Here is an 11906-nt window from a genome sequence, read left to right on the forward strand (position 1 = left end):
ATGACACTTGCCGCCAGCCGCTAACCTTGGACGGGAGTTTCGGCCACTGGCGTCAAGACGGCACCTCGTTCGAACCAGGAGAGCAGATTGTCGACAACCAGATCCGCCATGGCATCACGCGTGGGTGCCGAAGCCGACGCCACATGCGGCAACAGGCTGACATTCGGCAATTCGAGCAAGGCGGCCGGGACATGCGGCTCATCGGCGAACACGTCGAGCCCCGCAGCGGCAATTCTACCGGCCTGAAGGGCCGCAATCAGATCATCTTCATTGACTGTCGTCCCACGACCGACATTGATCAAGACTCCGGTCGGCCCAAGCGCCTCAAGGATTTCGCCATTGATCGAACCAATCGTCTCCGCAGTCTTCGGGACGATTGAAATCAGTGTGTCCACTGACCGCGCCAGGGACAGCAAACTGTCATGATAAGCATAGGACACGTCCGCACGGGGGCGGCGGGTATGATAGCTGATCTTGACCTTGAAGGGTTCAAGACGTGCCGCTATCTCCAGCCCGATCCGCCCAAGACCGTGGATGCCGATATGACGGCCCTTGAGCGAAAGAGGTGAGAGCGGAAACGCGCCCTCGGCAACCCAGCGTCCGGCTCTCAGATAGTTTTCAGCAGCCGGCAAACGCCTCAGCGTGTTCAGGAGGAGAGCGATGGTTGTATCGGCAACCTCGTCGTTGAGAACATCCGGGGTATTGGTGACGACAATGCCGCGCCGGGCTGCAATGCGGACCGGGACACCATCATAGCCGACGCCGAAATTGGCAATAATCCTAAGGTTTGGAAGCTGATCGAACAAGCCTTCCGGAAACCGCCCCGACACGGCAGCCCCCGTGATCAATGGTGCGAGATCGACGGCCACCTCGGTGGACCCGGCTTCCAGTTGGACCAGTTTGAAGCGCGCAGCCAGTCGTTCCACCACGCGTGGATGGATTTTCCCTGGGATCAGGATGTAAGGTTCAGACGCGGTCATAAGCGCTCTCTCTGTCACACTTGCCGGCGATTGGGGCTCGTTGACTGACGTATCCGCATTTCCGGCTTGATCAGGTGAATACCATCAGGCTCGTGACTGCCGGCCAGCTTGTCGAGAAGGGCACGGGCAGCAAGCCGCCCCACTTCGGCCTGTCCGTTCCACACCGTTGTCAGGGAGGGCGTGGCAATCGACGCCTCCTCAAGATCATCATAACCGGTCACTGAAATGTCCTGACCCGGAATGAGCCCGGCGCGGGCGATACCGTTCATCAGACCGATGGCAACCAGATCGTTCCAGCAGACGGCAGCCGTTGGTTTTTGCGGCAAAGACAGGAAATGTACCGCCGCTTCGAAGCCGCCCTGCTTGGTACGTGGCCCAGGTATGCGCAGACCGGGATCGACCTCAATTCCGGCCTTGCGAAGAGCATTCACATAACCCTGATAGCGATCCCGCCCGGTCGATGTCTGGTCCGTACCGCCAATCATTGCGATGGTGCGATGACCAAGTCCGATCAGGTGATTGGTGGCAAGCGAAATGCCATAGCTGTCATCCCCGCGATAGATCGGAACGTCAACGCCATCCATGGACCGTGCGATGAAGATGGCGGGCATTCCGTTGTTTTCGGCGAGAGCAACGTCTTCCGGCGGCGTGCCGATGGCCGGCGACATGATGACACCATCACCACCGAGCTGAAGCAGCGTCTCGATGAACATGCGTTGCTTTTCGACGGAGTCGTAATGGTTGGATAGAATGAAGGTCTGCCGGCTTCGATCAAGCTCACCCTCGATAGCCTTCAGGATTTCCCCATAGAAAGGGTTCATGATGTCATGAACGACGACACCGATAATGCCCGAGCGAGACGTTCTGAGGCTCGCAGCCCGACGGTTGTAGATATAGCCAAGGAGCCGAGCCTGTTCCTTGATCTTCTCACGCGTGTCGACTGCCACAAGGGGGCTGTCGCGAAGAGCCAAAGAAATGGTTGCAGTCGAAAGACCAAGCGTCTCTGCGATCGTGGAAAGTTTAATCTTTTGCGCCACGTAGCCTCCCGTCGCAGCTATTCATCACCCGCTGGCAGCGGACTTAAACAGTTTAATTAAACAATTAAATCTCACTTTTCAATCGTCATTTTCAACCACGCCGGGCCGGCCCTTTTCGTCACGCAGGACCGATTGCAGATTGGCATCAACCTCAGACAAAAGCTTGACCAGGGATTTGACGTCCTTGCCGGACAATCCACGTGTCGCCAGGCGCAGGCACTCATCGGTCGCATCATTGATTTTGGCCAGACTGTTGCGCCCGTCATCCGTGAGATAAACCTTGGTCAGGCGACCATCGGTGCCATCGGTGCGGCGCATGACAAAACCCTGCGCTTCCATTCGCCCTATGGTACGGGTCATCGTCGGTGCCTTGACGCCCAGCCGCTGAGCGAGATGCCCCGGTGTCAGCCCCTCTTCCGCCGCCAGCAGCTGGATGACGCCATCCTGACCAGGATACAGACCACTATCAGCCAGACTATGCGAAAGCCTCGTGCGCAGCGATCGGGCCACCTGGGTGATCGTGGCGGCAAGGGCTCCGCTGTGGCTGGCAGCCTCCTTTTTCTTGGATGCCTTCTTCTGCTCCTTGCCGGCCTTGTCTGCCTTGTCCTTTTTAGCCATGTTCTCCCCCACGTCCCCATGCGGACCGTCAATCAGCGCTTTGCCAGGGCGCCTTATGCATAAACAAGATGAGGATGATTGGCCATATGAACAAACCTCGGCAGGTCTTTATGGACAACGACTTTTCCCTGCCGCCGGCGACGCGAGCGAACTGGATCGCGATCCTGCCACTTGGTGCGCATGAACAGCATGGGCCGCACCTCCCGTTCGAAACCGACAGCATCATTGCAGCCGGTGTTGCGGAAAGACTGGCGATCTCCCTACCCCAACACCTGCCCGCAACCTTTCTTCCCGTGGAGCCGGTGGGTTATTCGATCGAGCACCTCGACGTTACAGGAACGAAAAGCCTCGACTATGCCGAGGCGGTCGAACGCTGGCTGAAAATTGCGAAGGAACTGCATGACAGAGGCATTGGAAAACTGGTCCTGTTAAATGCCCATGGCGGCAACTCGCCCTTGCTGACAATCGTTGCGACCGAGGCCCGGATACGTTTCAACATGCTCGTTGTCGCGACAAGCTGGACGCGCTTTGGTGTGCCGCCACATGTCATCACGCCGGAGGAAAAGGCGATCGACATCCATGCCGGTGACATCGAAACATCTGTCATGCTGGCACTGAGGCCCGATCTTGTGGACATGGCAAAAGCCGGGAACTTCAGCTCGAGGCAATCGGAGTTCGTCACCCGGTTCACACATTTGCGTGCCTATGGGCCACACGCCTTTGGTTGGAAGATGTCGGATCTGAATGAAAAGGGCGCCGCTGGAAACGCCCTATTGGCGACAAGCGCCAAGGGGGAAGCGCTGCTTGACCATGCCGTCAATGCACTGATTGAACTCCTGGAGGATGTTCACGCCTTTGACGTCTCAGATTTCAACAGGCAGCCGAAAGCCCCACAACAAAGCCTTTGAACTCCCTGCATTCACCACTTATATGTCGGGTAACACCATAACATGTCGCGCCTGCGGCGGATCCACTCCCCTTCGAGGTTTTTCCATGACCGAAGCAACTCAAAAACCGACACCCGTTACCGTACTCACAGGTTATCTCGGCGCCGGCAAAACGACCTTGTTGAACCGCATCCTGACGGAAAGCCACGGCAAGAAATATGCGGTCATCGTCAACGAATTCGGCGAGATCGGTATCGACAATGATCTGATCGTCGAGTCAGATGAAGAAATCTACGAAATGAACAATGGCTGCGTCTGCTGCACGGTTCGCGGCGACCTGATCCGTGTCGTTGAAGGCCTGATGCGCCGTCCAGGTCGTTTCGATGGCATCATTGTCGAAACGACGGGCCTTGCCGACCCGGTCCCCGTCGCACAGACCTTCTTCATGGACGATGATGTCCGCTCCAAGACGGAGCTCGACGCGGTCGTGACGCTGGTCGATGCCAAGCACCTGCCGCTGCGCCTCAAGGACAGCCGGGAAGCTGAAGACCAGATTGCTTTCGCCGATGTGGTCGTGATCAACAAGTCCGACCTCGTGTCCCATGACGAACTGCATCGCATCGAGGACATTGTTCGCGCGATCAATCCCTCGGCCCGTATCTACAGCACCACCCGCTCAGGCGTAGATCTCGCCAAGGTCTTGAACCAGGGCGCGTTCAATCTGGAACGGGCGCTCGAAAATGATCCGCAGTTCCTCGCCCATGATCACCCGGATCATGTCTGTGGCCCTGATTGCGATCACGATCATGACCACCACCACCATCATCACGATCATGACCATGACCATGGCCACCATCATCATGACCACGGCCACGACCATCATCATCATCCCGCCTCAGCAATCCACGATGTGACCGTGACATCGGTGTCGCTGCGGGGCAGCGAGATGAATCCGGACCGCTTCTTCCCCTGGATCCAGAAGGTGACCCAGACGCAAGGGCCGAACATTCTTCGTCTCAAAGGCATCATTGCCTTCAAGGGCGATGAGGAACGGTATGTCGTCCAGGGCGTTCACATGATCATTGAAGGCGACCACCAGCGTCCTTGGAAGAAGGACGAAAAGCGGGAAAGCCGCCTTGTGTTCATCGGACGAGATCTCGACCGAGAAAAGCTGGAGGCAAGCTTCAAGGCTTGCGAGGCAACGGCTTGAAGCCAACCGCTGATCCGACATTAAAGACTGCAGACAAGGAAGACTGACTGATGCCGACTGTTGCCCCGCTGGACCTGGAAGGTCATGTTCTGACCACGGCCTTTCTGGGCGACATTCCGGTCTTCGCCACCTCTTCCGGCACCATTCACCGCCTGGACGGCGGTGAGAAGGTGACTGAAGCCCATTCGGGGCTTCTCGCCTGCATCAAGGATCCGGCCAACCAGACCCTGATCACCGGCGGCGAAGACGGCAAGGTTTTGCGGATTTCCCATGACGGGAGCGTCGATGAACTGGCGCATGTGCCGCGCAAGTGGATCTCGGTTTTGGCCGCCGGTCCACAGGGTGCCGTTGCCTATGCCCATGGTAAATCGAGCTTCGTCCGGCTGGCGGATGGTAGCGTCAAGGAATACCCGGAAGAACGCACGGTCGAGGCCCTAGACTTTGCGCCGAAGGGTTTGCGGATCGCGGCAGCCCGCTACAACGGCGTGACACTCCATTGGGTCGGCACCAATGGCGCACCGGTAGATCTGGAATGGAAGGGAGCCCATACGGGCGTCACCTTCTCTCCCGACGGTCGGTTTCTTGTAACAACAATGCAGGAAACCGCTCTTCACGGCTGGAAACTTGACGGCAAGACCGGGCCCGACGCCCGGCATATGCGCATGACGGGTTACCCCGCCAAGGTGAAATCGCTGTCCTGGTCCCCCAAGGGCAAGTGGCTGGCATCGTCTGGCGCACCGGCGGCAATAGTCTGGCCGTTTTCGTCCAAGGACGGCCCGATGGGCAAGGCACCACTCGAACTGGGCACTCGTGCCAATATCCTCGTGACCAATGTCGCCTTCCACCCGGCTGAGGAAGTGCTCGCCATCGGTTTCATCGATGGCATGATCCTGGCGGTGCGCATAGCTGATGGGAAGGAAGCCTTGCTGCGAAGACCCGGCAAGGGCGGCATCACTTCCATGGCCTGGAGTGCAACCGGGAAGCTGCTGGCCTTCGCCTCCGATGGCGGCGACTGCGGCGTGATCGACATTAGCGCCTGAAGCGGCTGCTCTCGCGCGCCACCAGGACCACAACATGTCGCGCGACGCGCCAACAAAAAAGGCTGGCGACCTGATGGGACGCCAGCCTTCATTTTTGCAAGGGAAATCGCTTAGAACTTGACGGCAAGACCGATGTTCACGACGTGCTGGTCGAAATCAGTGTCGACACCACGGATAGTTTCGCTGCCGAAGTCGTTGTAGCGATACTCCAGACGGGTGAAAACGCGATCGGTAACAGCGTAATCGACACCACCGCCAACGGTCCAGCCGTTCAGCATCTCGCTTTCGTCAATGCCGCTACCCTCAACCTGGAAATTGGTTGCGGTCCAGCCACCGGCTGCGTAAAGCAGGGCCCTGTCCATGGCATAACCGATACGACCGCGAACCGAGCCGTTGGCGCCGGTACGGACTTCTCCAGCAGTGTACTCGTTTTCGTTCCAATCATAGTTGAGGTCACCCTCAAGACCGACGACAAGCGCTGAACCCATGGTCCAGTTGTAGCCGACGAAGCCGCCGAGCCGAGCGCCGTCGAAATCGTCAGATGCGGCAGCCGTGCCGTCGAAGAAGTCGCCATCACCCCAGCCGTAGCCAGTCAGAATACCTGCATAGCCGCCTGCCCAGGAAAAGACAGGAGCCGTTTCAACCGCCATCGGCGGAGCTGCAGGTGCCTCATAGATGGCATCCGCTGCGAATGCCGAACTGGAGAGGGCAATAACAGCTGCCGATCCAATGAGAATGCGTTTGATCATGATGTTCACTCCTTACGTTGTGCGATCATGACCATAACGCTCAATCAAGCCGGAATGCTGTGATCATTATACAACATAATGATGCATACCTAACTCGGCATTTTGTTCCCCAAAACGGAAAAAAAATCCTGCACCAATTTCAGACAGATGGCGGACCTCGTGCGGAAAACGGAATGTTTCACGCAGAAAAAAAGCTCTTTCGCCAGGTGAGAAAGAGCTTTCTGGCCGATTTTCAGAGGAAATTCACCTCGAAAACAACCTGATTTAAGGCAGAAATGCGGCAAATCCGGCCAAGCGGCTCGTACTCAGCCGGCTTTGCGACGCGAGGGGCATGACAACTTGCGACCGGACGCAACCACCATGCCGGCGGCGCCTGTGAGCCAGCCAGGCACGAGTTCCAGCGCCAGGAAGCGGTCACGCGCAAACGGACCCGGCATCACCAGATGCTGCGTCTTGTCGGCGAAGAAGCCAAACCGCTCGTAATAGGGGGCGTCACCCACGAGGAGCACAGCGCCATGGCCAAGCTTCTTCGCTTCGGTCAGCGCAGCCCGCATCAGCGCGCCGCCGATCCCCTTGCCTTCATGCGCCTGGTCGACCGCAAGCGGGCCGAGCAGCAGCGCCTCGATGGCTCCACCGTCGCGACTGACCCCGGCCTCGATGTTCCACAACCGCACGGTCCCGATCACATGCCCCGCAGCGTCCCGCGCGACGAAGGCGAGACCTTCTGCGGGAATGCGACCACGCCGGATCTTTTCTGAAGACTTCTTGCGGCGATCCTTGCCCATGGCGCGGTCGAGCAGCTTCTCGCGCGCAACGACGTCGGCCGGCGTTTCATGATCAATGACGAATGCAGGCGCCGGCGCGAAAAGCGCGCGCATGCTTTCCAGAACAGCGGCCATTCTGGCCTCCCATCCCAAGCGATGACGATGATTGTGAAGTTCCGCGCCGGTTGGCCGGCGCGGGAGACGTCAGATGACGTAGGACTTCAGCGGTTCGAAGCCGTTGAACGCCACCGCCGAATAGGTGGTGGTGTAGGCGCCGGTGCCTTCGATCAGAACCTCGTCACCGATCGAGAGCGAGATCGGTAGCGGATACATGGTCTTCTCGTAGAGCACGTCGGCCGAATCGCAGGTCGGGCCGGCGAGCACGCAAGGGGCCATGTCATCAGCGTCACGGACGGTGCGAATCGGATAACGGATCGCCTCGTCCATGGTTTCGGCCAGACCACCGAACTTGCCGATGTCGAGGAACACCCAGCGGTGTTCGTCATTGTCGGACTTCTTCGAGATCAGCACGACTTCCGCCTTAATCACGCCGGCATTGCCGACCATGCCGCGGCCCGGCTCGATGATGGTCTGCGGGATGTTGTTGCCGAAGTGCTTCTTCAGCGACACGTTGATCGCCTGACCATAGGCCTCTGCCGACGGGATGTCGCGCAGGTACTTGGTCGGGAAACCGCCACCCATGTTGACCATCTTCAGGACGATGCCCTGCTTGGCCAGCGAGTTGAAAACGCGCTTAGCATCGGCAAGAGCGCCATCCCAGGCATCGACCTTGGTCATCTGCGAACCGACATGGAACGAGACGCCGAAGCTCTCGAGGCCGAGCTGATGCGCATAGACCAGCACATCGACAGCCATCTGCGGCACGCAGCCGAACTTGCGCGACAGCGGCCATTCGGCACCGTCACCATCGGTCAGCACGCGGCAGAACACGCGGGCGCCGGGAGCGGCACGCGCGATCTTCTCGACTTCCTCGTGGCTGTCGACGGCATAGAGATTGACACCGAGTGCATAGGCACGGGCGATGTCACGCTCCTTCTTGATGGTGTTGCCGAAAGAGATGCGATCGGCGGTGGCGCCCGCATCGAGAGCCATCTGGATTTCGGCAACGGAAGCGCAGTCGAAGTTCGAACCGAGCGAGGCCAGGAGCTGGAGGATCTCCGGCGCCGGGTTCGCCTTGACTGCGTAGTAGATGGCGCTGTCCGGCAGGGCATGGCGGAAGGCACCGAAATTGTCGCGCACGACGTCGAGGTCGACCACGAGGCAGGGACCTTCCGGGCGTCGGGTGTTGATGAAGTCGAGGATGCGTGCAGTGGTCATCGATGTAACCTTCCAAATTCCGAGCGAATCCGAAGCGGCCAGGCTTCGGATGGACAAAGGACGACGAGACATCGCTCGAAACCAGTCGGTGGAGACACCGGTACCGTACGAACGCTCGACGCGCGAAACGATGGATGAACGCACTCTTGCCTGAGTGCATAAATCCGCTTTGTCTGCCATGGATTGGAGGGAGACCCTACCGCACTTCCGGCAATGATGGTGTGCCTCTTCAGTACCCCGGCTGATGGAAAGCCGGCAGAGAACCAGAAAGGCCCGCACCGTCGTTGCTTCAAGGTGTCCTCGCATTTCCCGGTTGGCCGGAATAGCGACTGGAGGGGTTAGTTCCAGGTACCTTACCGATGACCTCACCTTAGGGATAAATCCCAGTTCGAGGGTCGGCGGACACCCACAGGCACGTGCGACTTTGGGCAAGCACCGAAATAAGAAAACTGTCCGTCATAATCAAGGGATTTTTTGCCTGCTGGTTAATTTTCGTGGGGTAACCTCTGTTTTTTGAACGAGATCGGTCATACGTTCACAATCTGACGACAAAACAGGGGTTTAACATGGACACGCTGACGCGTATTCGCGCCTTTATCGATGTGGTGGAAGCTGAGGGATTTTCCGCCGCCGCGCGCAAGACGGGGCGATCCAAGGCGCTCTTGTCCAAATATGTCCGGGAGCTGGAGGACGAACTGGGCGCGCTGCTGCTCAATCGCACCACCCGACAGTTTTCTTTGACCGAAGCCGGACATACCTATTTCCGAACTGCCGCCGATATCCTGAAGGAAATCGACAACCTTGCCGACCTGGTGCGCGAGAACAATGCCGACCTCAAGGGCAAGCTCAAGGTCACGGTCCCGCGAACCTTCATCGATGCCGACATTGGTCAATCGCTCATCGATTTCGCAAAAGAGAACCCGCAACTCTCCCTGGAGATCGTAGCGGAAGACCGCTTTGTCGATCTGATTGAAGAAGGTTTTGATCTCGGCATCCGCATTACGAAGCTCGATGATTCGGGCATGATCGCACGCAAGCTTTCCGACTTTCGCGTCTATGCCTGCGCGACCCCTGCTTTCGTGGCGGAGAACGGTCCCCTCACCCATCCGAGCGAACTATCCCGAGTCCCGTTCCTGATCGATACCAACTCGCGTTCCCATAACAGCTTGCGTTTCCTGGAGGCGAACGGCGACACGATATCTGTAAGCGTCTCGGGTCCGATCGAAGTCAACAGCCCGCAGGCGACCTTACGCGCGGCCCGCGCCGGTCTTGGCGTTGCTATGATCCCCGATTTCATCGCCCGCCCTTACATTGCCTCGGGTGAACTGGTGTCGCTGTTCGACGCCTTCATCGCCAAGGACCGCGGCATCTATGCCGTCTACCCGCATCGCCGGTATCTGCCAGCCAAGGTACGGGCTTTCGTCGACTACCTTCACACATGGTTCAAGCGCTATAACAGCCACTGAAGTCCCATTTTTGTCCCATTCTTCGAGCAAGGAGGCGGGAATCCGAGGGTGAAGGAACGAAATCGATGAAAAGACGCCTGGCGCTGATGATAGGGGGCTTTTGCTTATCCCCCCTGCCCCAGGCCAATGCCCATCCGCATATCTTCGCCGAGGCGCGACTGGAAATCGTCTCTGACGAGAGCGGAATGCTGAGCGAACTGCGCAATGTCTGGCGCTTCGACGAGTTCTTTTCTTCAAGCGTGCTGCTCGACTTCGACCACAACAGCAATCTGATACTCGATCCCGGTGAGTTGAAGGAAATTGGCGATACGATACGAGAATCGCTCGGGGACTATGATTATTTCACATTCATCACCAAGAATGGAGCGGCTGCGCCTGTGGCAAAGCCCGAGGTGTTCAATGCAGATTTCAGGGACAACCAGCTTCTTGTGTTTTTTGTCGCAAAACCAAAGGAGCCGGTGAAAATTGAGGGAAATCTCAGCATCGGCGTCTATGATCCGACCCTCTACACGGCAATCGACTTCACCACGGATGATGAAATACAATCGATTGGCTCGGCACTTTCCGCCTGCACACGCCAGGTCGTTCGCCCCGACCCGGATGAAGTCATCGCTCAAAACCAGGCCAACCTGACGGAAGCCTTCTTCAACGATCCCAATGGCAATCTCATGGGCCAGCTGTTCGCCACCCGGGTTGAATTCAAATGCTAGAGGCCCTAACCACGCTTCGCAGATTGAGCTTCCTTGCGCTCCTCCTGGTGGGCATTGCTGGGGTCACCAGTATTGCAAACGCCGCATCGCCACTCGGCATCGGCTCAGCGGAACCCTCTTTCGACGCGACCGGACCGTTCGCGCAAGTGCTGCAGTGGATCAATGTGCATCAGCAATCCTTTTACAGATCACTGACCGGTGCACTGAAATCAATGCGCGAAGACCCGTGGCAGCTATCGTGGTTGATCGCACTGTCGTTTGCCTATGGTGTGTTTCATGCGGCCGGCCCCGGTCACGGAAAGGCGGTCATCTCGTCCTACCTTCTTGCCAATGAAGTGGCTTTGCGACGGGGCATCGTCATCTCCTTTGCCTCGGCCTTCCTCCAGGGCGTGGTCGCGATTACCGTTGTAGGCCTGACCTATCTCGTGCTGCGAGGCACCTCGGTCAGCATGACCGACACCACCCGGGCTCTGGAGATCGCAAGCTATGTGTTGATCATCATCTTCGGTTTCTGGCTTCTGGCGAAGAAGGTAAAATCGACACTTGTTCAGCCCGCCAAAAGCACACCATCAGGCATGCTTTTCGACAGCCCACTATCTGATAACTCGGTGACAGCCGGACTGTTTTCCGGGGGATCATCGGCAAATGCACTGGAGCGGGCGAGCAGCGGTCGCTTTCATGCCGTCGCCGTCGACCACGATCATCAGGCCTTGAAGCCTGGCTCCGTTTGTCACGAATGCGGAATGACGCATATGCCGGACGCCTCAAGCCTGAAGGGCGAGACCTTTTCGCTGCGGGAGGCATGGTCCGCAATCGTCGCAGTCGGATTGCGGCCCTGTACCGGTGCCATCCTGGTCATGACCTTCTCGCTCCTGAACGGTCTCTTGCTTGGGGGCATTCTCTCCGTTTTCGCCATGTCGATCGGCACCGCCATCATGGTCTCGATTCTCGCCAGTCTGGCTGTCGGGGCCAAGCAGGTGGCGCTGAAACTTTCAGGCCCCGGCTCCCGCAAGGCAGGCTTGGTCGCCAGCGCCATCGAGGTGTCGGGCGGGATCGTGGTCATCCTGCTCGGCGCTCTTTTGTTGACAGCAAGCCTGAACGCCTGAC

General features: G+C 58.2%; 12 protein-coding genes. 6 read left to right on the forward strand and 6 right to left on the reverse strand.

The genetic code is table 11. From position 1 onward, the window contains the following. Window positions 1-20 precede the first annotated feature (20 nt). The 3 genes from FE840_RS00495 to FE840_RS00505 all read right to left on the reverse strand — a co-directional run bounded on the left by FE840_RS00495 (window position 21) and on the right by FE840_RS00505 (window position 2635). Window positions 21-980: a 2-hydroxyacid dehydrogenase gene (locus tag FE840_RS00495; protein ID WP_138287975.1), complete on the reverse strand. Its 960-nt coding sequence runs from the start codon at window positions 978-980 to the stop codon at window positions 21-23. A gap of 14 nt (window positions 981-994) precedes the next feature. Continuing rightward, window positions 995-2017, reverse strand: coding sequence for a LacI family DNA-binding transcriptional regulator (locus FE840_RS00500; protein ID WP_138287976.1), 1023 nt, complete (start codon window positions 2015-2017; stop codon window positions 995-997). A gap of 78 nt (window positions 2018-2095) precedes the next feature. Continuing rightward, window positions 2096-2635 carry a MarR family winged helix-turn-helix transcriptional regulator gene (locus FE840_RS00505; protein WP_138287977.1) on the reverse strand — a complete coding sequence of 180 codons (540 nt, stop codon included), beginning with the start codon at window positions 2633-2635 and terminating at the stop codon, window positions 2096-2098. An 86-nt stretch (window positions 2636-2721) separates the two neighbouring features. On the opposite strand from FE840_RS00505, the gene FE840_RS00510 reads away from it, so the two are divergent. From FE840_RS00510 to FE840_RS00520, 3 genes are all read left to right on the forward strand, one after another. Next, window positions 2722-3543, forward strand: coding sequence for a creatininase family protein (locus FE840_RS00510; RefSeq protein WP_138287978.1), 822 nt, complete (start codon window positions 2722-2724; stop codon window positions 3541-3543). 85 nt (window positions 3544-3628) lie between these two features. Next, window positions 3629-4732, forward strand: a complete 1104-nt coding sequence (locus tag FE840_RS00515; protein WP_138287979.1) for a CobW family GTP-binding protein — start codon at window positions 3629-3631, stop codon at window positions 4730-4732. Window positions 4733-4782: 50 nt separating this feature from the next. Further along, entirely contained in the window at window positions 4783-5772 is a 990-nt protein-coding gene (locus FE840_RS00520; protein ID WP_138287980.1) for a WD40 repeat domain-containing protein, read from the forward strand. Window positions 5773-5882: 110 nt separating this feature from the next. On the opposite strand, the gene FE840_RS00525 is transcribed toward FE840_RS00520, so the two are convergent. The 3 genes from FE840_RS00525 to odc2 form a co-directional block, all read right to left on the reverse strand. Continuing rightward, window positions 5883-6521 carry an outer membrane protein gene (locus FE840_RS00525; RefSeq protein ID WP_138287981.1) on the reverse strand — a complete coding sequence of 213 codons (639 nt, stop codon included), beginning with the start codon at window positions 6519-6521 and terminating at the stop codon, window positions 5883-5885. 305 nt (window positions 6522-6826) lie between these two features. Then, window positions 6827-7420, reverse strand: coding sequence for a GNAT family N-acetyltransferase (locus tag FE840_RS00530; protein ID WP_138287982.1), 594 nt, complete (start codon window positions 7418-7420; stop codon window positions 6827-6829). 69 nt (window positions 7421-7489) lie between these two features. Further along, window positions 7490-8623, reverse strand: coding sequence for an ornithine/lysine decarboxylase (odc2, locus tag FE840_RS00535; RefSeq protein WP_138287983.1), 1134 nt, complete (start codon window positions 8621-8623; stop codon window positions 7490-7492). Between the two features lie 566 nt (window positions 8624-9189). Between odc2 and FE840_RS00540 the strand changes: the two genes are divergently transcribed. From FE840_RS00540 to FE840_RS00550, 3 genes are all read left to right on the forward strand, one after another. After that, window positions 9190-10089, forward strand: a complete 900-nt coding sequence (locus tag FE840_RS00540) for a LysR family transcriptional regulator (protein WP_138287984.1) — start codon at window positions 9190-9192, stop codon at window positions 10087-10089. Between the two features lie 65 nt (window positions 10090-10154). Further along, a complete protein-coding gene (locus tag FE840_RS00545; RefSeq protein ID WP_138287985.1) occupies window positions 10155-10799 on the forward strand; it encodes a DUF1007 family protein in 645 nt (214 codons plus the stop codon). Continuing rightward, complete coding sequence (locus FE840_RS00550; protein ID WP_138287986.1) at window positions 10793-11905, forward strand: nickel/cobalt transporter; 1113 nt, start codon at window positions 10793-10795, stop codon at window positions 11903-11905. The genes FE840_RS00545 and FE840_RS00550 overlap by 7 nt, the downstream gene beginning before the upstream one ends. Window position 11906 lies beyond the last annotated feature (1 nt).

The organism is Peteryoungia desertarenae, assembly GCF_005860795.2.
Lineage (GTDB): Bacteria > Pseudomonadota > Alphaproteobacteria > Rhizobiales > Rhizobiaceae > Allorhizobium > Allorhizobium desertarenae.